This window comes from Actinomadura sp. ATCC 39365, assembly GCF_054392275.1.
Map to the genome: position 1 here is coordinate 7,776,040 of NZ_CP184335.1, position 23,973 is coordinate 7,800,012.

20 protein-coding genes are annotated in these 23,973 nt (G+C 74.0%); 8 read left to right on the forward strand and 12 right to left on the reverse strand.

Annotated features, from left to right (window positions below):
• Positions 1-32 precede the first annotated feature (32 nt).
• On the forward strand, positions 33-2,936 hold the full coding sequence (locus ACNF49_RS37855; protein WP_482940619.1) for a pyridoxamine 5'-phosphate oxidase family protein: 2,904 nt from the start codon (positions 33-35) through the stop codon (positions 2,934-2,936).
• A gap of 25 nt (positions 2,937-2,961) precedes the next feature.
• Here ACNF49_RS37855 and ACNF49_RS37860 read toward each other — a convergent pair whose 3' ends face one another.
• From ACNF49_RS37860 to ACNF49_RS37870, 3 genes are read right to left on the reverse strand one after another with little or no spacing between them, the layout of a single operon-like run.
• Positions 2,962-4,086, reverse strand: coding sequence for a M50 family metallopeptidase (locus ACNF49_RS37860; protein ID WP_482940620.1), 1,125 nt, complete (start codon positions 4,084-4,086; stop codon positions 2,962-2,964).
• Between the two features lie 46 nt (positions 4,087-4,132).
• Positions 4,133-4,978 (reverse strand): universal stress protein, encoded by an 846-nt coding sequence (locus ACNF49_RS37865; protein ID WP_482940621.1) that lies wholly within the window; start codon positions 4,976-4,978, stop codon positions 4,133-4,135.
• A gap of 40 nt (positions 4,979-5,018) precedes the next feature.
• Positions 5,019-5,858: a universal stress protein gene (locus tag ACNF49_RS37870; protein ID WP_357971852.1), complete on the reverse strand. Its 840-nt coding sequence runs from the start codon at positions 5,856-5,858 to the stop codon at positions 5,019-5,021.
• A gap of 223 nt (positions 5,859-6,081) precedes the next feature.
• Here ACNF49_RS37870 and ACNF49_RS37875 point away from each other — a divergent pair, with 223 nt between their 5' ends.
• On the forward strand, positions 6,082-6,993 hold the full coding sequence (locus tag ACNF49_RS37875) for a universal stress protein (RefSeq protein WP_482940622.1): 912 nt from the start codon (positions 6,082-6,084) through the stop codon (positions 6,991-6,993).
• Between the two features lies 1 nt (position 6,994).
• On the opposite strand, the gene ACNF49_RS37880 is transcribed toward ACNF49_RS37875, so the two are convergent.
• The 4 genes from ACNF49_RS37880 to ACNF49_RS37895 all read right to left on the reverse strand — a co-directional run bounded on the left by ACNF49_RS37880 (position 6,995) and on the right by ACNF49_RS37895 (position 11,639).
• On the reverse strand, positions 6,995-7,714 hold the full coding sequence (locus ACNF49_RS37880; protein WP_482940623.1) for a universal stress protein: 720 nt from the start codon (positions 7,712-7,714) through the stop codon (positions 6,995-6,997).
• Positions 7,715-7,848: 134 nt separating this feature from the next.
• Positions 7,849-10,134, reverse strand: a complete 2,286-nt coding sequence (locus ACNF49_RS37885) for a phosphoketolase family protein (RefSeq protein WP_482940624.1) — start codon at positions 10,132-10,134, stop codon at positions 7,849-7,851.
• 280 nt (positions 10,135-10,414) lie between these two features.
• Positions 10,415-11,263 carry a universal stress protein gene (locus ACNF49_RS37890; protein WP_482940625.1) on the reverse strand — a complete coding sequence of 283 codons (849 nt, stop codon included), beginning with the start codon at positions 11,261-11,263 and terminating at the stop codon, positions 10,415-10,417.
• A 16-nt stretch (positions 11,264-11,279) separates the two neighbouring features.
• Entirely contained in the window at positions 11,280-11,639 is a 360-nt protein-coding gene (locus tag ACNF49_RS37895) for a universal stress protein (protein ID WP_482940626.1), read from the reverse strand.
• 250 nt (positions 11,640-11,889) lie between these two features.
• Between ACNF49_RS37895 and ACNF49_RS37900 the strand changes: the two genes are divergently transcribed.
• Entirely contained in the window at positions 11,890-14,403 is a 2,514-nt protein-coding gene (locus tag ACNF49_RS37900; protein WP_482940627.1) for a cation-translocating P-type ATPase, read from the forward strand.
• A gap of 45 nt (positions 14,404-14,448) precedes the next feature.
• Here the strand turns inward: ACNF49_RS37900 and ACNF49_RS37905 are convergent, their stop codons facing one another.
• The 3 genes from ACNF49_RS37905 to ACNF49_RS37915 are packed head-to-tail and all read right to left on the reverse strand — an operon-like array spanning position 14,449 to position 16,284.
• Positions 14,449-14,967: a flavodoxin family protein gene (locus ACNF49_RS37905; protein WP_357971864.1), complete on the reverse strand. Its 519-nt coding sequence runs from the start codon at positions 14,965-14,967 to the stop codon at positions 14,449-14,451.
• A gap of 1 nt (position 14,968) precedes the next feature.
• A complete protein-coding gene (locus ACNF49_RS37910; RefSeq protein WP_357971866.1) occupies positions 14,969-15,439 on the reverse strand; it encodes a CBS domain-containing protein in 471 nt (156 codons plus the stop codon).
• Complete coding sequence (locus ACNF49_RS37915) at positions 15,436-16,284, reverse strand: universal stress protein (protein WP_482940628.1); 849 nt, start codon at positions 16,282-16,284, stop codon at positions 15,436-15,438. Before ACNF49_RS37915 ends, ACNF49_RS37910 begins: the two co-directional genes overlap by 4 nt.
• Before the next feature lie 221 nt (positions 16,285-16,505).
• On the opposite strand from ACNF49_RS37915, the gene ACNF49_RS37920 reads away from it, so the two are divergent.
• A complete protein-coding gene (locus tag ACNF49_RS37920) occupies positions 16,506-17,759 on the forward strand; it encodes a hypothetical protein (protein WP_482940629.1) in 1,254 nt (417 codons plus the stop codon).
• Between the two features lie 10 nt (positions 17,760-17,769).
• On the opposite strand, the gene ACNF49_RS37925 is transcribed toward ACNF49_RS37920, so the two are convergent.
• A complete protein-coding gene (locus ACNF49_RS37925) occupies positions 17,770-18,951 on the reverse strand; it encodes an acetate/propionate family kinase (RefSeq protein WP_357971872.1) in 1,182 nt (393 codons plus the stop codon).
• 203 nt (positions 18,952-19,154) lie between these two features.
• Here ACNF49_RS37925 and ACNF49_RS37930 point away from each other — a divergent pair, with 203 nt between their 5' ends.
• A complete protein-coding gene (locus ACNF49_RS37930) occupies positions 19,155-19,760 on the forward strand; it encodes a CBS domain-containing protein (RefSeq protein WP_482940630.1) in 606 nt (201 codons plus the stop codon).
• A 52-nt stretch (positions 19,761-19,812) separates the two neighbouring features.
• Here ACNF49_RS37930 and ACNF49_RS37935 read toward each other — a convergent pair whose 3' ends face one another.
• Positions 19,813-20,979 (reverse strand): outer membrane protein assembly factor BamB family protein, encoded by a 1,167-nt coding sequence (locus ACNF49_RS37935; RefSeq protein ID WP_482940631.1) that lies wholly within the window; start codon positions 20,977-20,979, stop codon positions 19,813-19,815.
• Positions 20,980-21,227: 248 nt separating this feature from the next.
• Between ACNF49_RS37935 and ACNF49_RS37940 the strand changes: the two genes are divergently transcribed.
• The 3 genes from ACNF49_RS37940 (at position 21,228) to ACNF49_RS37950 (ending at position 23,773) form a co-directional block, all read left to right on the forward strand.
• Positions 21,228-21,749, forward strand: a complete 522-nt coding sequence (locus tag ACNF49_RS37940) for a MerR family transcriptional regulator (protein WP_482940632.1) — start codon at positions 21,228-21,230, stop codon at positions 21,747-21,749.
• Positions 21,746-22,048, forward strand: coding sequence for a GyrI-like domain-containing protein (locus ACNF49_RS37945; RefSeq protein ID WP_482940633.1), 303 nt, complete (start codon positions 21,746-21,748; stop codon positions 22,046-22,048). The genes ACNF49_RS37940 and ACNF49_RS37945 overlap by 4 nt, the downstream gene beginning before the upstream one ends.
• Positions 22,049-22,312: 264 nt before the next feature.
• A complete protein-coding gene (locus tag ACNF49_RS37950) occupies positions 22,313-23,773 on the forward strand; it encodes an endo-1,4-beta-xylanase (RefSeq protein WP_482940634.1) in 1,461 nt (486 codons plus the stop codon).
• The last annotated feature ends 200 nt before the right edge of the window (positions 23,774-23,973 follow it).

Here is a 23,973-nt window from a genome sequence, read left to right on the forward strand (position 1 = left end):
ATGGCCGCCTTGACCTGCTCCGCGGGGTCGCGATGAACCCGTGGACGCTCACGTACGAGGGCTTCGCCCCGGCCTCGGCCGGGTTGCGCGAGGCGCTGTGCACGCTCGGCAACGGCCGCTTCGCCACCCGCGGCGCCACGCCCGAGGGCCGGATCCGCACGCCCGGCACCTACCACGCGGGCTGCTACGACCGTCTGGCCTCCGAGGTGGGCGGCCGGACGGTCGTCAACGAGGACCTGGTCAACCTGCCCGACTGGCTGCCGCTCGGCTTCGCCACGCCCGGCCAGGACTGGTTCAGCCCGGAGCTGGCCGAACTGCTCGGCTACACCCAGGAGCTCGACCTGCGCCACGGGGTGCTGCGGCGGGAGCTGCGCTGGCGCGACGCGCGGGGCCGGATCACCCGGGTGCGGCAACGCCGCCTGGTCTCCATGGCCGATCCCGTCCTGGCCGCCCTGGAGACGACCTTCACCGCGGAGAACTGGTCGGGCCCGCTGCGCGTCCGCGCCGGGCTGGACGGGCGCGTCACCAACAGCGGCGTCGAACGCTACCGCGACCTGCGCGGCGACCACCTGACGGGACACGCCACGGGCCACCGCGACGAGCTCACCTGGCTGACCGCGACCACCCGCTCCTCACGCGTCACCGTCGCGCTCGCCGCCCGCGCCGACGCCCCCTCCCCCGGCTCGCCCTCCATGGAGCCGGACCATGTCACCAGCGAGCACGTGCTGGCGGTGGCCGAGGGCACGCCGGTGACGTTCACGAAGGTCGTCGCCCTGCTGACCTCGCGCGATCCCGCCGTGCACGACCCGCTCTCGGCCGCCCTGCGGCGCGCGGCCACGGCCCCGGGCTTCGCCGAGCTCCTGGACGCGCACGCCGCGGCCTGGGAGCGGCTGTGGGAGCGGGCCGAGCTGAACGTGGACGGGCCGGAGCTGTCGCAGATCGTCCACCTGCACATCTTCCACCTGCTCCAGACCCTGTCGCCGCACACCGCCGACCTCGACGCCGGGGTGCCGGCGCGGGGTCTGCACGGGGAGGCGTACCGGGGGCACGTGTTCTGGGACGAGCTGTTCGTCCTGCCCTGGCTCAACCTGCGTTTCCCCGAGATCTCCCGCGGCCTGCTGCGCTACCGGTGGCGGCGCCTGCCCGAGGCCCGCGCGGCCGCCCGGTCGGCCGGGTACGACGGCGCGATGTTCCCCTGGCAGAGCGGCAGCGACGGCCGCGAGGAGACCCAGACCTACCACCTCAACCCCGACTCGGGACGCTGGCTGCCCGACGTCTCCCACCTGCAGCGCCACGTCGGCCTCGCCATCGCCTACAACGTGTGGCAGTACCGCCTGGCCACCGGCTCCATGCCGGCGTGGTGCGCCGACCTGCTGATCGGCATCGCGCGGTTCTTCGCCTCGCTGGCCGTGCTCGACCCCGTCTCCGGCCGGTACGAGATCCGCGGCGTCATGGGCCCGGACGAGTACCACACCGCCTACCCAGGCGCCGCCGAACCGGGCCTGGCCAACAACGCCTACACCAACGTCATGACCGTATGGCTGCTGCGGCACGCCCTCCGGCTCGGCGCGGCCGGCGCGCGGGAGGCGGCGCGGTGGGAGGACATCACCCGCCGCATGCGGGTGGACTTCCACGACGGCGTCATCAGCCAGTTCACCGGCTACGCCGGGCTCGCCGAGCTGGACTGGGAGCGGTACGCGGGCGTCCGCCGCCTCGACCGCGCCCTGGAGGCCGACGGCGACGACGTCAACCGCTACAAGGCGTCCAAGCAGGCCGACACGCTGATGCTGTTCTACCTGCTCGGCGCCGACGAACTGCTGGCGATCCTCGACCGGCTCGGCTACCCGGCCGACCCCGGCCTGATGCCGCGGACGACCACCTACTACCTCGACCGCACCAGTCACGGCTCCACGCTGAGCGCCGTCGTGCACGCCTGGGTGTTGTCGCGCTGCGACCGGGCGCGCTCCTGGCAGTTCTTCGCCGAGGCGCTGGTCGGGGACGTGCACGACGTCCAGGGCGGCACCACCGCCGAGGGCGTGCACCTGGGCGCGATGGCCGGGACCGTGGACATGCTGCAACGCTGCTACCTGGGCCTGGAGCCGAGGCCCGAGGGCCTGCTGCTCGACCCGCTGCTGCCCGGACGGCTCGGCACGCTCTCGTTGCCCGTCCTGTTCCGCGGCCGCCGGATCACCGTCGAGGCCGACCACGACGGCACGCGGGTCGACGGCGTCCCCGTGCCGGGCGGTGTGGGCCTCGTCCTCACGGAGAAGGAGATGATCATGACGAACAGTGGCGACTTCGGACGCCGGGTGATCCACCACCGCGACCGGCTGGGGCTCACCGTCGACCAGCTGGCCGAGCGCGCCGACATGTCCCCCGGGTACGTCACGTACCTGGAGGGCCACCTCGGCATCCCCGACAGGAACACGGTGACCCGCCTGGCCACCGCCCTGGAGACGACCCCACAGGACCTGCTGGGCGGTGGCCGCGACCGCCCGCCGGGCCCCGGCGCCGGCCCGGACGAGCCGGTCATGGAGGTCCTCGACCCCGAGGAGTGCCTGCGCCTGGTCGCGCCGGGCGGGATCGGGCGGATCGCGTTCAACGGCTCGCACGGGCCCACGGTGCTGCCCGTCAACTACCGGCTGCACGAGGGCGCCGTGCTGTTCCGCACGTCCCGCGGCGGCCCCATGGACCAGGACCTGCGCACCGGCCTGGAGGGCGTGGACATCATGATCGGCTTCCAGGTGGACCGGATCGACGAGGTGCGCAAGGAGGGCTGGAGCGTGCTGATCCAGGGGCCCGCCCACCACGTGCCCGAGGACGAGGTCGCCAAGCTGGCCGACGCGGGCGTCACGCCCTGGGCGGGCGGGGAACGCCATCTCTACATCCGGATCGTCCCGCACCAGGTCACGGGACGCCGCGTGCACGGCCTGTGAGCCGGCCGCCGTCGTGACGCGGGCCTCACACGGGGGTGGCGGGCCGGAGCAGCGCCTGCTGCAGCGTCCGGCCGAGGTCGGCGTCGGTGATCATGCCGGTGACCACGCCGCCCTCGACGACCACCGCCGACAGGCCGCCCACCCGCGAAGGACGTTCCAGCAGGGCGGCCGCGTCGTCGCCCGGCGACAGGACGCGCGGCGGCTTCTGGGCCGCGACCAGCGTCTCCACCCTGGTGTCCCCCCTGCGGTCGGCGGGCACGGCGAGCAGGGTCTCCAGCGAGACCACGCCGAGCGGCGCCCCGTCGAGCCCCACGACGGGGAAGACCGACTGGTGGGAGCCGAGCACCACCGTGTCGACCAGCCCCTGCACGGTCAGCCACGCGGGGGCCAGGTCCGGCGTGGCCGTCATGACGTCCCGGACCAGCACTCCCCCGAGGCCGCGCCGGGCGGCCCTGCTCATGATCTCGCCGCGGGCGGCGCCCGCGATGTACCAGCCGGTGATCACCACCCACATCCCGCCGAGCGGGTTCCACACCCAGATCACGACGAACCCGGTGAAGGTCAGCACGAGACCGATCGCGTAACCGGCCCGCGCGGCACTGGCGTCGGCGCGGGCGCGATCGCCGTGGCGGCTCCACAGCAGGCCGTGCAGCACCCGCCCGCCGTCGAGCGGGCTGCCGGGCAGCAGGTTGAACACGCCCAGGATCAGGTTCATCATGGCCAGCCACGCGGCGGCGGCCCTGGGCACGCCCGGCGGCAGCACGGCCGTGACGGCGAGGGCGAGACCGCCGAGCAGCAGGCTCACGAGAGGGCCGGCGGCCGCCGTCGCCACCTCGGCCCCGGGCGTCCGCGCCTCGTCGCGGAACTGCGTGACGCCGCCCAGCGCCCAGAGCGTGACGGACTCCACCTCCATGCCGCACCGCTTGGCCACCAGCGCGTGCGCCAGCTCGTGCGCGAGCAGGGACACCATGAGCAACAGCCCGGTGAGCACGCCGGCGACCCAGTACGCCGTGCTGCCCGCCCCCGGGGCGGCGACGGCCAGGACTCCGGAGCCCAAGGCCACCGCCACGAGCGCGACGATGCCCAACGCGGACCAATGAGCGCCGACGGGGATGCCCGCCACCCGTCCGAAGCGCAGGGTTTGCCTCATACTTCCAGCTTGCATGCTTCTCGACCCTTCTGACCAGGGACGACCTCTAGGGGCGGACCACCGCGACGGCACCTCGGGCGTGGTGCAGCACTCCCCTGCTGACCGAGCCGAGCACCAGCGAACCGAACGCGCCCCGCCCGTGGGAGCCGACCACGATCAGGTCGCAGGGGGCGCCGGTGAGCGCCTCGACCGGATGCGCGCTCTGCACGTCCTCCACGACCGTCACCTCGGGACACCTCTCCCGCCATCCGGCCGTCCGGGCGCGGACCGCCCCGTGCTGGGCGGCCCGGACCTCGTCCAGGTCGTAGGCGATCTCCGGGGCGAAGGCGTGCACGGGGATCTGCCAGGCGCGGATCAGGCGGAGCCGGGCGCCACGCAGCCTGGCCTGCTCGAAGGCGTAGCCGATGGCCGGCTGGCAGACGTCGGAGTCGCCGATCCCGACGCCGATCTCGCCGACCGGCCCGCCACCCTCCGCGCGCACCACCACCACGGGACAGGCGGCGTGCCCGGCCACGTGCATGGTCACCGATCCCAGCAGCGCTCCGGCGAACCCGCCCAGCCCCCGGTTGCCGATGACCAGCTCGTCCGCCTGGCGTGCCTGGTCCAGCAGGACGGCCGCGGGCGCCCCCTCGACGACCTCGGCGTGCACCCGCACCGACGGCTGCCGGTCGCGGGCGGCGGTCTCGGCCGCCTCCAGCACCTTGGCCGCCGCCATCAGCAGGTAGTTGCCCTGGCCGTAGTCGGGGAACCTGGTGACGGCGTACGGCTGCCGGTCCAGGGCGTGCACGATCCGCAGCTCCGCGCCCGTCCGCGCGGCGTCGTCGGCGGCCCATCCGACCGCCGCGGCGCCGGGGGCCGAGCCGTCGGCTCCCACCACGATCAGACCGGCCATGACGCCCCCTCGTCCGACACTCGGAACACCTCCGGTCCCGTCATCCCTTCTCCGCACGCGGCCGTACCACCGCCACCGGGCAGGCCGCGTGGTGCAGCACGCCGTGGCTCACCGAGCCGAGCACCGCGGAGGAGAAGCCGCCCCGTCCGCGCGAGCCGACCACGACCAGGTCCGCGGCGGCGGCCGCCTCGGCAAGCGCGGCCACCGGGTGCCCGCGCACCTGCTCGTCGGTGATCACGACGTCGGGGTGCTCGCTCCGGCACGGGTTCACCCGCGCCTGCGCCGCCCGCGCCTCCTCCTGGAAGGAGTCGGCCAGCAGGTGGCTGTAGGCCGCCCAGTACGGCGAGACCGCCGGCGCCTGCCAGGCGTAGACCACGTGCAGGCGGGCACGGCGCGCACGGGCCTGCTCGACGGCGTACGCCAGGGCCTGCCGCGACCCCGCCGAGCCGTCGTCGCCGGCCACCACCAGGTCGTGCCGGACGGCGACCACCCCGCGGACGACCACGACGGTCCCCGCGGCGTGCCCGGCCACCGCCCTGCCCACCGACCCCAGCACCATGCCGGCGAAGCCGCCCATGCCCCGGCTGCCCAGCACCAGGCTGTCGGCCGCGGCCGATTCGACGATCAGCGCGTCGATCACGTTGCCCGCCAGCATCTCGGCGGTGACCTCGACGCCGCCGCCGATCGCGCGGGCCCTGCCCGCTGCCGCCTCCAGCGCGCCCACGCAGTACCGGGCGCCGTCCACGCCGAGCACCCACTGCTCGCACACGTGCACGAGCCGGAGCGGCAACCCTCTTCGCTGCGCGTCGCCGGCGGCCCATTCCACCGCGGCGGTCGATGACGCGGAGCCGTCCACCGCGGCCACGATCCGTCCGCGCATCTTCCCTCCTTCGCGCCTGCCAGATCCCCATACCCGTCATAACGGATATAAGGGGCGTAAACACACCAAAAGTCGCCGCTGTCACCTCCAACTTCGGGACGCGGCGCGCGACGGGCAAGCAGGCCAGGCCAAGAATTTCCGCAACCGTGGGGCTCGTCCCGCCGGCAACGGGAAGGCTCATCCGGGCAGGTAAACCGGACAGATCTCGCTCCCGGAGGCGGCAGTGATCGACGAACCCGCCGGCCGGCCCGTGCTCGTCGGGTACGACGACTCGACCGAGAGCCGCCACGCGCTGCACTGGGCGGTCGCCGACGCGCGCCTGCGCGGGCTGCCCGTCCTGGTCTGCCACGCTCTGCACTGGCCCTACGCCCCCAGGCCCGTCGCCCCGGAGATCATCCGGCACGTCGAGCCGGTGGCGCTCGGCATCGTGGACGAAGGCGTCCGGCGCGCCAGGGAGCTGGCGCCGGAGCTGGACGTCCAGCCGCTCCTGGGCCGGGGCACCCCCTCGGCGGTGCTGCTGGAGGCCGCGCGCGAGGCGGAGCTGACGGTGCTCGGATCCCGCGGGCAGGGCGGGTTCGAGGGCCTTCAGGTGGGGTCGGCCGCCGTCCAGGTGCCCGCGCACAGCGTCACGCCGGTCGTGGTCGTCCGGCCGCCGCTCCAGCCGCCCACCCGCCAGGACGTCAGGGTCGTGGTCGGCCTCGACGGCTCACCCGCCAGCCTGGCCGCCTTCGACCTCGCCCTGGACGAGGCCGCCCTGCGCGAAGGCACCGTGACGGCCCTGTGCTGCTGGACCGACTGCGGGTCGTCGTCCTGGCAGGAGCCGCTGCCCTTCGTGGACTCGCACGCGCTGCGCAAGGGCGCGGAGAACCGCTTCCGCGAAGTCGTCGTCCACCTGGCCCGCAGACGTCCCGAGGTGACGGTGGTGACCGAGTTCCTGACCGAACGCCCCCAGCGCGTGCTGATCGAGGCCTCCAAGGACGCCACGCTCCTCGTGCTCGGCAACCGGGGGAACGAGGCCCCTCCCTGCCTGCTGCTCGGAGCGGTGACGCAGGCCGCCCTGCTGGAGGCCAGGTGCCCGGTCGCGGTGGCGCCCGGCGCCGTCCTGAATCCGCGGCTGCCGCCCGCGTCCGGGTGACTCAGGAGGTCTCAGGGGCGGTCGCCGGCACCACCGCGACGGGGCAGGGCGCGTGCTGCGGAAGGGAGCTCGCGGTGCCGAGGTGCGCGGCCCGCGTCCGGCCGACCACGACCAGAGTCGCCCGCTCGGCGGGCTCCCCCTGCTCCACGTGGACCTCCGGACGGCGAGCCGCCCACTCCCCCAGGTCGGCGGAGGCCGCGAGGGACAGCCCGCGCATGGCCGCCTCGGCGAACGCGAAATCCACGACCGCCGCGTCCGGCTCCCGCTCGGCCAGGACGACCGGGCCGGGCCGGGTGGCCTTGGGCAGCGGGCCCGGCCCGCGTACGACGATCACCGGGCACTCGGCGTGCGCGGCGGCGTACCCGGCCACCGAACCGACCACCACCCTGGGCAGCGCGCTCAGCCCTCGCGAGCCGACCACGACGAGCGTGGCGTCGCCGGACAGCTCCACCAGCCGCTGGGCGGCCGAACCTTCGTACAGGTCGGTCTCCACGCGGATGCCCGAGCTGGTGGAGCGGGCGCACTCGGCGCCGTGCCACAGGACGTGCTCGGCCGCCTTGCGCAGATGGGCCTTGGCCTCCTCGTCCGCCTCGCCGTACGGCCATTGCCAGGCGTGGACGACGGTCAGCGGCAGGTTCCTGAGCTCGGCCTCGTCCAGCGCCCAGTCCAGGGCCTGCACGGAGAAGTCCGAGCCGTCGTAGCCGAGCACGATGCGATCCATGTCCGTGGTCCCTTCAGAGGTCGCTGGGATTCAGCCTCGGTCCCGCGGGGCCGGCCGCCCGCGGTGGAGCGGCCCTGCTTGACGGGACCTTGGCCCTCCTTTTCCGGCCGCGCGGGGCCGGCGTCGTCGGTGCGTCACCAGGTCCAGTCGCGGACCGCGGGGGCGTCCTCGCCGTGCTCGCGGGTGTACGCGCGGGCCGCCAGCCGGGCGTCGCCCATGCGCTGGCGCAGGTGCGCCTGGGTGGCGCCCAGGCCGGGCACCCGGTCGATGACGTCCATGACCAGGTGGTAGCGGTCGATCTCGTTGAGCATGGCCATGTCGAACGGCGTGGTCGTGGTGCCCTCCTCCTTGTAGCCGCGCACGTGGATGTTGGGGTGGCCGGTGCGGCGGTAGGTGAGGCGGTGGATCAGCGACGGGTAGCCGTGGAAGTTGAAGACGACCGGCCTGTCCGTGGTGAACAGGGCGTCGAACTCGGCGTCCGGCATGCCGTGCGGATGCTCCGACGGCGGCTGCAGCCGCATCAGGTCCACCACGTTGACGACGCGCACCTTCAGCTCGGGCAGGTGCTCGCGCAGGATGGCCGCGGCGGCCAGCGTCTCCAGGGTGGGCACGTCGCCCGCGCAGGCCAGCACGACGTCCGGCTCGGCCCCCTCGTCCGAGGACGCCCAGGGCAGGACGCCGAGGCCGCGGGTGCAGTGGGCGACGGCCTCGTCCATGGTGAACAGGTCCAGCACCGGCTGCTTGCCCGCGACGATCACGTTGACGTAGTCGCGCGAGCGCAGGCAGTGGTCGGCCACCGAGAGCAGGGTGTTGGCGTCCGGCGGCAGGTAGACCCGCACCACCGACGCCTTCTTGTTGACGACCACGTCGAGGAAGCCGGGGTCCTGGTGGCTGAAGCCGTTGTGGTCCTGCCGCCACACGTGCGACGACAGCAGGTAGTTGAGCGAGGCGACGGGCCGCCGCCACGGGATCCTCCTCGCCGACTGCAGCCATTTGGCGTGCTGGTTGAACATGGCGTCGATGATGTGGATGAACGCCTCGTAGCAGTTGAACAGGCCGTGCCGGCCGGTCAGCAGGTAGCCCTCCAGCCAGCCCTGGCACAGGTGCTCGCTGAGCACCTCCATCACCCGGCCGCCCGGCGCCAGGTTCTCGTCGGCCGGCTCCACCTCGGCGTTCCAGGCCCGCGTGGTCGTCTCGAACACGGCCTGCAGCCGGTTGGAGGCGGTCTCGTCCGGGCCCATCAGCCGGAAGTTGTGCGGGTTGGCGGCGATCACGTCCCGCAGGAAGGCGCCCAGAACCCTGGTCGGCTCGGTCGACTGCGCCGCGGGCGACTTGACCTCCACCGCGTGGTCGCGGAAGTCGGGCAGCGCCAGCGGGCGCAGCAGCTCGCCGCCGTTGGCGTGCGGGCTCGCGCTCATCCGCGACGGCCCCTCCGGGACCGTCCCCCACAGGACGGGCGCCGGGCGGCCCTCGGCGTCGAACAGCTCCTCCGGCCGGTACGAGCGCATCCACTCCTCCAGCATGGCCAGGTGCGCCGGGTTGTCGCGCACGCCCGACAGCGGCACCTGGTGGGCCCGCCAGGTGCCCTCGACCGGCTTGCCGTCCACCTCGCGCGGGCCGGTCCAGCCCTTCGGCGTGCGCAGGACGATCATGGGGAGACGCTCCAGGCGGCCCTCCTTGTAGGCGGCGATCTCGTCGAAGACGGTGTCGAGGGTGCGCGCCATCTCCTCGTGGTCGGGGCCGACGAGGTGGGGGCGGTAGCCGTAGCCCTCCATGAGCTTGACCAGCTCGTCCTGCGGGATGCGGGCCAGGACGGTCGGGTTGGCGATCTTGTAGCCGTTCAGGTGCAGGATCGGCAGGACGACGCCGTCGCGGTAGGGGTCGAGGAACTTGTTGGAGTGCCAGCTGGCGGCCAGCGGGCCGGTCTCGGCCTCGCCGTCGCCGACGACGCAGGCCACCACCAGGCGCGGGTTGTCGAAGGCCGCGCCGAACGCGTGCGCGAGCGAGTAGCCCAGCTCGCCGCCCTCGTGGATGGAGCCGGGGGTCTCGGGTGCGACGTGGCTGGGGATGCCGCCGGGGAAGGAGAACTGCCGGAACAGCCGGCGCATCCCGGCGGCGTCCTGGGAGATCTCGGGGTACTTCTCCGAGTAGGAGCCCTCCAGCCAGGCATGGGCGACGGCGGCGGGCCCGCCGTGTCCCGGACCGGCGATGTAGATCATGTCCTGCCGGCGTTCGGCGATGATCCGGTTGAGGTGGGCGAAGCAGAAGTTCAGCCCCGGGGTGGTGCCCCAGTGGCCGAGCAGCCGCGGCTTGACGTGCTCGGGGCGCAGCGGTTCGGTGAGCAGCGGGTTGTCCAGCAGGTAGATCTGCCCGACGGACAGGTAGTTCGCCGCGCGCCAGTAGGCATCGATGTGCTGCATCGTCGTCATGATGACGATGATTTCCCGATGCGTTCCCGCGCCCTAGGGACCTTGGTCCCCTTCTCGGGGGCGGAGGGCGGACGTCCGGCGGCGAGGGCGGCGGCCACCGTGCTCCACCGGGCCGCCCCGCAGAAGCGGCTGGAGGCCCAGGGCGCCGGCGACCGCGAGTCCCGGCCTTCCGCTCGGCCTCCCCTGGTTCTGGTTACCGGCCCGCCGCCAAGACAAGGGCAAAGGCGCTCCACGCCCGTCCCAACGCCCGCGCCAACGCGACGAGGGGCCGTCAGTCCTGCGGCCGGACGACCGCCACCGGGCAGCGGGCGTGGTGCAGCACGCCGCGGCTGACCGACCCGAGCAGCGCCGACCCCAGCCCGCCGCGCCCGTGCGACCCCACCACCAGCAGGTCGGCGTGGTCGGAGGCCGCGGTGAGCGCGTCCACGGGGTGCGCCGACGGCGTCTCCCGCACGACGTCGACCTCGGGGTGGTCGGCGGCGAACATGTTCACCAGGTCGTCGACGACCTGCTGCTGTGCCGCGCGGACCTCGTCCATGGCGTAGGCGGCCTCCGGCGCGAACGCGTGCACGGGCAGCTGCCAGGCGTGCAGCACCCGCAGCGTGGCGGCCCGCAGCCGGGCCTGCTCGAAGGCGTGGGCCAGGGCGGGCTCGCACTCCGGCGAGTCGTCCACCCCGGCCACCACCTCGCCGCGCACCTGCCGCCGGTCGCCGCGGACCACCACGACCGGGCAGCGGGCGTGCCCGGCGACGTGCGTGCTGACCGAGCCCAGCAGCGCGCCGGCGAACCCGCCGAGGCCGCGACTGCCGAGCACGATCTCGGCGGCCTCCTTCTCCTGCCCGCGCAGCACGACGGCCGGCAGGCCCTCGACGTCCTGCGTCGTGACCTCGACGGACGGCTGCCGTTCCCGGGCCAGCGCCTCGGCCTCCCGTAGGATCCGCACGCCCTCCTCCGCCGGCAGGTCGGGCGCCCAGCCCGGGGAGAACCGGTGGATCTGGTACGGCGTGCGGTCCACGGCGTGCACGATCCGCAGCGGCAGCCGCATGCGGAAGGCGTCGTCCGCGGCCCATGCGACGGCGGCGCGCGAGGCCACCGAGCCGTCGACTCCAACAACGATCATGACGTTCCCTCCTTCGTCACCTCCCATGAGACCCGGCCTCCCGCCGTCCCTCGCAGAGCCGAAGGTCGGCCGGGCCAGGGCCGAAGGGCCTTCCCCGATGCCGTCCGGCGAACGCGGGCGGCCTCGGCGGCGTCCCCCCGTCCGTCGCCGCGGCCTGCACCACGACCACGGGACACGGCGGCAGCCGCAGGCACGACAGCAGCACCGCGCCCAGCCGCCCGTCCCCGGCGGGCCGCGCGGCCGAACCGAGCACCAGCAGGCCGGCCCCGCGCGCCTGGTCCGCGAGCGCCGTCTCCGGGCGGCCCCGCACGAGCCGCGCCTCGACGGCGACGCCGGGGAACCGGTCCATGACCAGGGCGACCGCCTGATCGAGCACGACGCTCGCGCGCTCCTCCACGATCCGGCCGCGAGACCGGGGCGGAACAGTGCCGAAGGCCCCTCTCCCGGTGACTTTCGACCCTGCCGCCGTCCAGCCGGCCTCCGGAGGCTGGAGGAGCGGGACGGCCGGCCGCAGAGCCGGCAGACCTGCACGTTTACCGCCCTGAGCAGGGCGAAGACTAGATCCTGAAGACACTTGGCATGACTCCGCCGACCCGAAGGCCACGGCGGGCAGGAAGGACACCCACGTGACGCCCTCGTCCTCTGGCCTGTCGTCGGCGGAGGCAGCCGTACGCCTGGAACGCGACGGCCCCAACCTGCTCCCGCGCAAACCGCCCACCCCGCTGTGGCGGCGCGTCGTCACCCAGCTCCGCGATCCGCTCATCATCGTGCTGCTGATCGCGGCGGCGCTGACCGTCGGCACCGGCGACTGGACGGACGCCGCGGTGATCGCGCTGGTCATCGTGGTCAACACGGCCGTCGGCGTGACGCAGGAGGTGCGCGCCGACCGCGCCATCACGGCCCTGGCCGAGCTGGCCACCCCGGAGGCCCGCGTCGTGCGCGACGGCCACCAGCGGCAGATCCCCGCGGGTGACGTCGTGGCCGGAGACCTGCTGGTGCTCGCCGAGGGCGACATCGTCCCGGCCGACGCCGAAGTGGTGGAGTCGGCCGCGCTGCTGGTGGACGAGTCGGCGCTGACGGGCGAGTCCGTCCCGGTGGACAAGGACGCGGGCGCGGCGGTCTCCTCGGGCACCGTCGTGGCGCGCGGCAGGGGCCGGGCGGTGGTCACCGCGATCGGCGCGGCGAGCGCGAGCGGGCGCATCGCCGCGCTCATGGTCAAGGGCGCCGGTCTCACGCCGTTGCAGCGCCGCCTGGTCGGCGTCGGACGGCTGCTGGCCGGTGTCGCGGTGCTGCTGTCGGCTCTGGTGCTGGTCCTGGGCCTGGTCCGCGGCCAGCCGGTCGAGCTGATGGTGGTGACCGCGATCAGCCTGGTGGTCGCCGCCGTGCCCGAGTCCCTGCCCGCGGTCGTGACCCTGAGCCTGGCCCTGGGCGCCCGCCGGATGGCGGCCCGCGACGCGCTCGTCCGCAACCTGCCCGCCGTGGAGACGCTGGGCTCGGTGACCGTGCTCGCCACCGACAAGACAGGCACCCTCACCGAGGGCCGGATGGTCGCCCGGCACCTGTGGACCCCGGCGGCCGAGGCCACGGTCACCGGTTCCGGCTACGCGCCCGACGGCGGGCTCGCCGCCGGCCGGGACCCGGACGAGTTCGCCGCGCTGCTGACCGCCGCGGCGTTGTGCAACGACGCCCGCCTGCGCCCACCCCAGGAGACCGGGGAGGAATGGACGGCGCTGGGCGACCCCACCGAGGCCGCGCTGCTGGCCGCCGCCGCCCGGCTCGGCATCGACCGCGCGGGCCTCCAGGAACGTTTCCCCAGGGCCGCCGAGCTGCCCTTCGACAGCGACCGCAAGCGGATGAGCACGGTGCACCTGCTGCCGGGCGGCGGCGTCCGCCTGATCTGCAAGGGCGCCCCGGAGGCGCTGCTCCGCCCGGACGTGCTGACCGGCGCCCCGGAGCTGCGGGCCCGCGCCGCCGAACGCGCCGACCGGTTCGCTCGGGACGGCTACCGTGTGCTGGCGGTGGCGAGCGCCGACCTCGGCGCCGTCCCGCGACCCGTGCGGGAGGACGGGCTGAGGCTGCTCGGGCTCGTCGCGATCCAAGACCCGCCGCGTGCGGCGGCGGCCGCGGCCGTGGCCGACTGCGCACGGGCCGGCATCAGGACGGTCCTGATCACCGGCGACCATCCCGGCACCGCCCGCGCGGTCGCCGCCGACCTGGGCATCATCGGCGCCGCCGACCGGGTCGTCGACTGCCGCGAGCCCGGCGCGCTCGCCGCGGGCCCGGCCGGCGTCTACGCGCGGGCCACCCCCGAGCAGAAGCTCGACATCATCGAGGGGCTGCGCAGCCGCGGCGAGGTCCTGGCGATGACCGGCGACGGCGTCAACGACGGCCCGGCCCTGCGCCGCGCCGACATCGGCGTGGCCATGGGAAAACGCGGCACGGAGGTCGCCCGGCAGGCCGCCGACCTCGTGCTCGCCGACGACAACCTGGACACCGTCGTCGCGGCCGTCGAGGAGGGCCGCCGGGTCTACGCCAACATCCGCCGTTTCCTGGTCTACGGCCTGTCGGGCGGCGCGGCGGAGATCGCGGTGATGGTGCTGGGCCCGTTCGTCGGGTTGCCGCTGCCGCTGCTGCCCGCGCAGATCCTGTGGATCAACCTGCTCACCCACGGCCTGCCCGGCGTGGCGCTGGGCGGGGAGCCGGCGGTGCCGGGAACCATGTCGCAGCCGCCGCGTCCGCCGGGCCAGAGCATCATGGGGGCGGGCCTGTGGCAGCGGGTCGTGCGGATCGCCGTGGTGCTCACCGCCGTCACCCTGGGCGTCGCCGTCTGGGGCTCGATGACCGGGCGGCCCTGGCAGAGCATGGCCTTCTTCGCCCTCGGCGCCACCCAGCTCGGCGTGGCGCTGGGCACCAGGACCCGCCCCGGCACCCTGGCCAACCCGATGCTGCTGCTCGCCGTGGGCGGCGCGTTCGTCCTGCAACTGGCCGGGATCTACCTGCCGGCGCTGCGCGAGCTGCTCGGCACCCGGCCGCTGGCGCCTGGAGACCTGCTGGTGGTCGTCGCGCTGTCCGCGCTCGGCTACGCCGCCGCCCGCCTGGACCGGATCCTGCACCCGTCCCCCACGCCCGCGCGGCACTGAAACGGCGCCCGGCGGAAACCGCCGGGCGCCGTTCTCGGCGGGCTGTCAGGACGCGGGCACCGGGAAGGACGCCGCCAGGCTCTCGCCCCACTGCCTGGCCCGCTCCAGCTCGCCCGGCACCAGCGGCCCCTGCGTGCCGGTCACGTAGAAGCTGCACGGCGGCACGGCGAGCCTGACGCCGAGACGGCGCAGCCGCTTGGCGACCGCCCGGCCCGCCGACCCCGGCAGGCGGGGCTTGGCCACGCGGGTGTCGAACGCCGCCGAGCAGAGCCCGGCCGACGACGTGCTGAGCGAGGCCAGCCACTCGCGCACGCCCCTGCCCCGCGACACCAGCGGCCCGGCGGCCTGCTGGGCGGCCGAGTCGCGGGTGGAGGCCCGGCTCATGGAGAAGGCGTGCGTCGGGCCGCCCACCACCAGCAGGGTGACCTCGTCCCCCACGTGCGCGGGGGCCGAGCCGACCTCCGCCACCGTGGCCCGCATCCGGGTGGCCAGCCCCTCCGCCACGGCCTGGGCGATCCGCTCGGTGTTGCCGTACATGGACTCGTAGACGACCAGTGCCTTCATCTCACGCCTCCCGCCGTTCCGGCAGGATCGGTTCGAGGTGGAACATCCCGGTCACCACCTCGCTCGGCTCGGGCTGCGGCTCGATCCGTCCGGCGACCGCCGACAGGACGTCCCGGGCGGTGATCAGGCCCACCAGGCCGTCGTCGGACAGCACGGGCACGGCGTCCACGTCGGCGTCCAGCATGGCGGCGGCGACCCTGCTCAGCGGGGTGCCCGGCCCCACCCGGGGCGTGCGCGCGCCGCCGAGCAGGTCCCGCACCTCGCGGCCGGACTGCTCCTGCGGCCCGCCGGACCAGGACGCGGCCAGGCGCTCCCGGGTCAGGATGCCCAGCAGGCGCCCTCCGTCGACGACCGGCAGGTGGTGCACGCCGGCCCGGCGCATCAGCTCCCACGCCATCAGCGGCGACTCCTCGGCCTTGACGGCCACCAGGACGCGGCTCATGACCTGTCCCGCCGTCGGCGACCCGTTCATGACCGCTCCTCCTCGCCCGGCCGGACCACGGCGACCGGGCAGGTCACGTGGTGCAGCACGCCGTGGCTGACCGAGCCGAGCACGGCGGAGGCGAACCCGCCCCGGCCGCGCGAGCCCACGACGACCAGGTCGGCCGATCCGGCCGCCTGCATCAGGGCGGTGACCGGGTGGGCGCACGGCTGCTCGTCGGTGACGACCAGGTCCGGGTTGGCCTCCCGCCAGGGGACGACCCGCTCGCGCGCCGCGCCGGTCTCCTCGCGCATCAGGTCCTGGATCAGGGTGTTGTACGTGACCGCGTACGGGGAGAAGACGGGCATCTGCCAGGCGGAGACCACGTGCAGCCGGGCGCCGCGGGCCCTGGCCTGCTCGACGGCGTACTCCATGGCCGCCTGCGCGTCCCGCGACCCGTCGTAGCCCACCACCACCCTGCCGTGCTCGGTGGCGGCGGGGGCGGCGGGGGCGCGGACGACCACGACCGGCCCCGACGCGTGCCCGGCCACCGCCAGGCTCACCGAGCCGACCGTCATCCCGGCGAACCCGCCGAGCCCCCGGCTGCCCAGCACCACACCGCCGGCCGTCGCCGACTCGCGGATCAGCTCCCCGGCCACGTTCCCGGACAGCAGCTCCGTCGTCACCTTGACGCCGCCGGCCAGCGCGCGGGCCCGGTCGGCGGCCTCCTCCAGCAGGCGGGCGCAGTGCTCGGCGTTCCCCTCGTGCAGCCACTGCGGGCCGACGTGCACGAGACGCAGGTCCAGGCCCCGCCGCCGCGCGTCGCCGGCCGCCCATTCCACCGCTCCGGTCGCCGGGACGGACCCGTCCACACCGACGACGATGTGAGTGCTCATCGCGCATCTCCTTCACCGGTCGAAGCTCTCACCATCAGGCTCCTCCGGCGGGCGGCGCGGCGCCGGAGGAGGAAGTCCCGCCCGGCAGGGCCGTTGGTCCTCATCGGGTTGGCGGGGGAGTTCTGGCACGATCCGGTCACGCCACCGCCTCGCCTTCCCACGCTCTGTAGTGTCGAAAGGCGACCCTCGCGCAGTAGCCCGCTCAACGTGAGGACGTCCTCATGACCGACGAAGCGGTTCCCCCCGTCGCAGAACCCGTCGCGCCCGCCCGCACCGGCGGCCTGCTGGAGAAACCCGAGCTGGCGGAGATGTTCGCCCTGGCCAAGAAGCTGGACGGCACCTGGCCGGTCTTCGCGCGCAGCCTGGGGCCCGGCGACGACCCGGTGCTCCTGCGCAGCCGCTACCGGGCGGTGGCCGCGTCCACCGCCCGGTGGTCGGTGCGGCGCAGGCACGTCGAGGACAACGTGAGCGGCTGGATCCTGCTGCCCATGCTCGGCGCGGCCGTCGTCTTCGTGGTGTCGGTGTTCTCCGTCACCTCCGTGCAGAAGATCTTCCTGGCCGTCCTGGGCCTCGCGGTCTACATACCGATCGCCGTCTGGATCGAGAACCGGCGTCATCGCCCGCTCTTCCGCTACGTCCTCGACCCGCTGATCACGGTGGTGGGGGTGGCCTGCTTCCCGGCCGCCCTGTACCTCCGCCAGGCGACCGGCCCCGCCTGGGCCGTCGACCTGGCGAACCGGGAATGGATGCCGATCCCCCAGAGCATCGGCGCCGCCTGCTGTGCCCTACTCGTCGGGATGATCCCGGTCAAGGTGGTGATGTGGCAGTGGGACCGCGAGTCCCGCACCCCGCCCACCGAGCCGCTCTTCGAGCAGCTGGCGGCCATCCTGGCCCGCGCCGAGCCCGGCCGCCGCGGCCAGCTCCCGCCGGAGGCGCGCAGGGAGATCCTCGGTCTGCTGGGCAAGGTCGCCTTCCTGCTACGGGTCTGCATCCCGACCGTCGCCCGCGGTGGGACCCCGCTGACCAGGGCCGTCGTCCGCGCCCGCACGGTCGAGGCGTCCAGGGCCGTCATCGACCTCCAGTTGTGGGTGGCGCTGCCGTCGCCGACCGCCTACGACGACCTCCGCACCCGCGTCGCCGAGCTGACCCGCACCGTCATCACGGGCGAGTACGACCGGCTCCCCACCCGCGACACCACCCCCGAGGACACCCGCCGGACGTGGCACGCCCGCGTCCTGGAGACCGTCCGGACCCTGGTCATCGCCCTGCTCCCGGTCGCCGGCCTGGTGACCGCCGACCGGCTGGGCCTCCGGCTCCCGTCCCCCTTCGACGACGGCGCCATGATCGCCGTCGTGGCCTGGGCCGTCGTGCTCCTCCTGGGCCTCCTCGACCCGAACTTCGCCTCCCACCTGGCCGCCGCCCGCGACCTGACCACGCTCTCCCCGTTCAACCGGACCACGGACAAGGGCGCGTAGCGCAGCCCGCTCAGCCGGACGTCAGCCGCGCGAACGTCTGGTGGGCGATCTCCCACTCCTCGTCGGTGGGGATGACGAGGACGGGCACCTCGGCGCCGGGGACGGACACCGCACGCTCACCGGACGCCCCCGCGGCGTTGAGCACGGGGTCCACCGCGATGCCGAGCCGCTCCAGCCCCGCCAGGCAGGCGGCGCGGGTGGCGGCGTCGTGCTCGCCGACGCCGCCGGTGAGCACGATCGCGTCCACCCGGCAGCCGAGCAGCGCGTGGTAGGCGCCGACGTACTTGCGGATGCGCCGGGTGTAGATCTCCAGGGCCAGCCTGGCCTCGTCGTCGTCGCGGGCGCGTACCTGGCGCATGTCGCCGGACCCGGTGAGCGCGAGCAGGCCGCCGCGGTGGCTGAGCTCGTGCTCCACCTGCTGGGCGTCCAGGCCGCCGGTGCGGGCCAGGTACGCGGCCAGGGCCGGGTCGACGTCGCCCGAGCGGGTGCCCATGACCAGCCCTTCCAGCGGCGTCATGCCCATGGAGGTGTCGACGCTGCGCCCGCCGGAGATCGCGGTGGCGCTGGCGCCGTTGCCGAGGTGGAGCACGATCAGGTTGAGATCGTCGAGGTCGCGGCCCAGGACGGCCGCGGCGCGGCGGGAGACGTACGCGCACGAGGTGCCGTGGAAGCCGAAGCGCCGCACGCCCTGCGCACGCCACTCGCGCGGCACCGCGTACGTGTACGCCTCGGGCGGCAGCGTGCGGTGGAACGCGGTGTCGAACACGGCCACCTGCGGCACGTCCGGGAACACCTTGAGCGCCAGCCGGATGCCGGTCAGGTTGATCGGATTGTGCAGGGGCGCGAGCGGGGCCAGCTCCTCGATCGCGGCGATGACCTCGTCGTCGATGAGCACCGCCGCGGCGAACCGGGTGCCGCCGTGCACCACCCGGTGCCCGACCGCGACCGGCGCCGGCTCGGGCCCCGCGGCGGCGAACGCCGCCAGCATCGCCTCCAGCCCGTCCCCGTGGCTGGGGAAGGGACGCTCACGGACGTACGGCGGCCCGTCCCCGCCGTGGTGCGTGATCCGCCCGTGTTCCTCCCCGATGCGCTCGACCAGCCCTCTGGCGGCGCGCTCGCGGGTGTGCGGATCGACGAGCTCGTACTTGATGGAGGAGGATCCCGTGTTCAGCACGAGAATGGGGTCGGCCATGCCCACGACCCTAAGTCCGTTCCGGGGGTCAGGTGGCGGCACGGATCTCGTTCGGGACTTCCGGCCCTACCGGACCGGCCGCGCCCCGGGTTGTGATGGGAGAGCCACGAGGCCGCCACCCCGGACGGAGCGGGCCGTGGAGACGACCGTCGTGGCAAGCTGACCTGCGAGACCGACGACTCCGAGTGGGAGGCCAGACAGCGATGCTCGTCCGCGAGGTCATGAGCAGCCCGGCCGTCACCGTCCGCGACACCGATCCGGTGCGGCGGGCCGTCCGGGTCCTGCACGGCCACGACATCACCGCCGCGCCCGTCGTCGACGACGACGGCCGGCTCGTCGGCGTGGTCAGCGAACTGGACCTGCTGCGGGGGGAGTTCGGGCCCGATCCCCGCGCGACCGTCCGCCCGGCCGCGCCGGCCGAGGAGCCGCTGCCCCGCCAGGTGATGGACGTCATGAGCCGCGACGTCGTCACGGTCACCGAGACCACGGACGTCACCGTCGCCATCGACCTCATGGTCCGCGAGCGGGTCAAGAGCCTGCCCGTCGTGAACGGCGGCCGGATCGTCGGCATGGTCAGCCGCCGCGACCTGATGGCCATGCTCGCCCGGCCCGACGAAGACCTGCGCCAGGCGGTCGAGGCCGCGCTGCGCGAGCAGTACCCGGCGGGCCCGAGCTGGGACGTCGCCGTCCGCGACGGCGTGGCCGAGCTGCGCGGGCCGTCCCGGCAGCAGGCCGATCACGTCGCCGGTGTGCTGGCCCGCACGGTGCCCGGCATCGTGCGGGTCAGACATGTCCGGCCGTCGCCGTGAGAACCGTCCGTCCAGGACGCGGTCCTCACCCCGGCGGTCACTCTCCGCCGGGTCAGCCGACCAGCACGTCGTCGCCGGCGCCGACGCCGATCGTGGCCAGGCCGTCGCGCAGCCATCGCGGGGCGACGTCGTCCTCGAAGCGACGCCGGTCGACGACGCGGCCCGTGCGGGCGTCGAGCTTGACCAGCGTGGTCGCGTCCTGCGCGACGTAGGTGTGCACGCCGTCCGTGAGCACGGTGCCGTCGCGCGCCGTGTCCAGGTCGCGGCGCCAGGCGACCTCGCCGTCGGCGATCCGGTAGGCGGTCACCGCGGTCTTGGAGCGCACGGTCAGCAGCTCGTCCGACACCCCCATCGCGCTCCCGTCCGGGTTGTCCCGCAGCCCCGCCGACGGGACGCGCCACAGCACCCTCCCGTCCCGGACCCCGCGGACGACCAGGGCGCCGCCGCCGTCCACGGACGCCAGACGCTCGGCGCCGAGCGCACGCGCGTGCCACAACCTCCCGCCGTCGAACCCCCACAGCCGCCTGCCGTCCGCGGCGCGGAGCGCGACGTTGGACTCCCCGCCCGCGCAGTCCCGGAAGAGCAGGACGAGCTCGCCCTCGCCGCGGGCCCCGAGGTCGGAGTCCCCCGTGGGGCAGGAGGCGGACGATCCGGACGGGAAGGACCAGCGGATGGTTCCCGTGCGTCCGTCCAGCACGTCGAGCCGGCCTTCGTGCAGGATCACCAGGAGGGGCACGGAGCCGTCCCTGGCCACCGAGATCTCCCAGGCCGCCCCCCATTCCTCGTCGTAGGCCCGGTTGGCCTCGTGGTACGGGCCCTGCGGCAGGTCGGCCCGCCAGACGATGCGGCCGTCCGGCACGTCGACGAGGCTGACCCGGCCGTCCCGCCGGACGGCCGCGATCCGGCGGTCGTCCACCCGTACGTGGCCTACCGAGTCGTCGGCCCAGGCGTTCTCGTACCGCCAGACCGGGGATCCGTCCGTGATCCGCTCCGCTGCCAGCCCTTCGGCGTGCGGGTCCCACAGCGGGCGCACCGCCACGTCACCGTAGACGTCTGCGATGGCGGAGACCCTGCCGACGACGTCGATCGCCGGCGTCCCCCACCCCGCCGGACGCCAGGGATGGGAGGACTTCCCCGCCGACGTCATGCTCTCGCCCGGCAGGCCGACGAGACCGAGCAGCAGGACGCTGACGACGGCACACGACACGATGTGGATCATCCGCACAGTCCCAGCATGCCTGCCGAGCGCGACCTGTACGACAAAACCGAAAAATCACCCGGCCGACCGCTAATTCAGTACACCCACCCCGGGAAGGGGCTCGGCGGCCTGCTCGGGATGGGGGCCGCCGTCGTACGACCGCCAGTCGCCCGACGGCACCAGGCCGGGGTCAACCCGCCGAACAGGGCCCGGACCCCGACCCGCGCGTCGTTTGTCTCCGCCCCAGGGGCAGACCCCATACTCATGCGGTGTCCGATTTGATGACCACTGGACAGTTCGCCGCGCGGTCCAACCTGACGCTCAAGGCGCTGCGGCTCTACGACGCCAAAGGGCTGCTGCCGCCCGCCGAGGTCGACCCCCGCACCGGCTTCCGCCGTTACGGCCGGGCGCAGCTCGCCGCGGCCCGGCGCATCACGCTGCTGCGCGCCATCGACATGCCCCTCGCCGAGGTCGGCAGGGTGCTGCGGCTGGACGGGCCGGCGGCGGTCGAGGCCATCGCGAGGCACTGGAGTCACCGCGAGGAGCGGTGGCGGGCACGCCAGTCGCTGCTGGCCTACATCCGGCAGGTCTTCCTGGAGGACGCGACCCCCGCGTACGAGGTGCGCCTGCGGGACGTGCCCGAGCAGCGCGTGATCTTCATCCACGGCCATGCGCACGCCTCCGGCCTGGCGGACTTCATCACGAACGCCTCGGCCGCGCTCTTCGCCCACCTGGGGGCGGCCGGGGGTGCCTGTCCGGGCCGCCGTTCGCCGTCTTCCACGGCACGGTGAGCGAGGACTCGAACGGCCCGGTGGAGGTGTGCCTGCCGACCGGCGGCCCGATCGAGCCCGCCGGCCGGATCGGCGTGCGGCTGGAGCCGTCCCACCGGGCCGCGTACGTCGAGGTCAGCAAGGAGCGGTGCCACTATCCGGCGATCCTGCCGGCGTACGACACGCTCAGGGCCTGGCTGGACGACCACGGGCTGGACCCGGCGCTGTCCATGCGCGAGATCTACCACCCGAACTGGGAGACGGCGGGCCCGGCGGAACACGTCGCCGACGTCGCGGCCCCGTTCGCGCCGCCCTCCTGAGCGACGGCCCCCGGGGACGTGAAACTTTCACGGCCCCACCGGCCAAGCCCGGCCGAAATGTTTCAAGGTCATAGACCCAGGACGAGCGCCCATACCGACCAAGACGATCCCGAAAGTTTTATCAGATTCTTGACAGCTTTCGGCGTGATCCACACACTGAGTGCCCGAGGCCGGCTTCCCCACCCGCTCCCGAGCGCCTTGGGCGCACCCCTCCGAAGTGCGTCCGCACGACCTTTCCCATGATTCGCGTACGGAGGCTCAAGCATGCGTAGCACCGCCATGTCCCCACCGACCGCCGGACGGCCGCCCGGCGCGCGCCGCCGGGCACTGATCACCGGCGCGATCGGCGCGCTCGGCCTGCTCACGGCACTGGCGACGGCGATTCCGGCCGATGCCGCGGCGAGCACGCTCGGCGCGGCCGCCGCGCAGAGCGGCCGCTACTTCGGCACCGCCATCGCCGCCGGCAAGCTCGGCGACTCCGCCTACACGACGATCGCCAACCGCGAGTTCACCATGGTGACGCCCGAGAACGAGATGAAGATCGACGCCACCGAGCCCAACCGGGGGCAGTTCACCTTCACCAACGGGGACCGGGTCTACAACTGGGCCGTGCAGAACGGCAAGCGGGTACGCGGGCACACCCTGGCCTGGCACTCCCAGCAGCCCGGCTGGATGCAGTCATTGTCGGGCAGCTCGCTGCGCCAGGCGATGATCGACCACATCAACGGCGTCATGGCCCACTACAAGGGCAAGATCTACGCCTGGGACGTGGTCAACGAGGCCTACGCCGACAGCGGCGGCGGCCGGCGCGACTCCAACCTCCAGCGCACCGGCAACGACTGGATCGAGGTGGCCTTCCGCACCGCGCGCGCCGCCGACCCGGCCGCCAAGCTGTGCTACAACGACTACAACATCGACAACTGGACCTGGGCCAAGACGCAGGGCGTCTACAACATGGTCAAGGACTTCAGGGCCCGAGGCGTGCCGATCGACTGCGTCGGCCTGCAGTCGCACTTCAACGGCAACAGCCCGTACAACAGCAACTACCGAACGACCATCCAGAGCTTCGCCGCGCTGGGCGTGGACGTGCAGATCACCGAGCTGGACATCCAGGGCGGCTCGGCCACCACGTACGCCAACGTCGTCAACGACTGCCTGGCGGTGCCGCGCTGCACCGGCATCACCACCTGGGGCGTTCGCGACAGCGACTCCTGGCTCGGCGCCGGCGCCACCCCGCTGCTCTTCGACGGCAACGGCAACAAGAAGGCCGCCTACACGGCGGTGCTCAACGCGCTGAACGGCGGCGGCACGACACCACCGCCCGGCGGCGGCGACGCGGGGCAGATCAGGAGCACGGCCGCCGGCCGCTGCGTCGACGTGCCCAGCTCCAGCACCACCGACGGCACCGCGGTGCAGCTGTGGGACTGCAACGGTCAGAGCAACCAGCAGTGGACGCGGACCTCGGCCGGAGAGCTGAAGGTGTACGGCAACAAGTGCCTGGACGCCGGAGGCACGGGCAACGGCGCCAGGATCCAGATCTACTCCTGCTGGGGTGGCGACAACCAGAAGTGGCGCGTCAACTCCGACGGCACGATCGTGGGCGTGCAGTCCGGGCTGTGCCTGGACGCCGTGGGCGGCGGCACCGGCAACGGCACGGGGCTGCAGCTGTACAGCTGCTGGGGCGGCAGCAACCAGAAGTGGACCTACAACGCGGCCGCCGCGTGAGCGTCTCCAGCCCGTCGCTCCGGCCCGGCTTCGCCCGCTGACCGCACCCCCTCCCCCGGCCCAGCGTGGCCCGGGGGAGGGGTCGCCCCCCGCATCCATGCCCCTGTCGACAGGTGACTCCCATGAAACTTTCATGGTGACGAGCCGTGCGACGCCGCCTCCGTGAAGGCAGAACTCCAGGCGGGAAGGCGTCCGCAGGA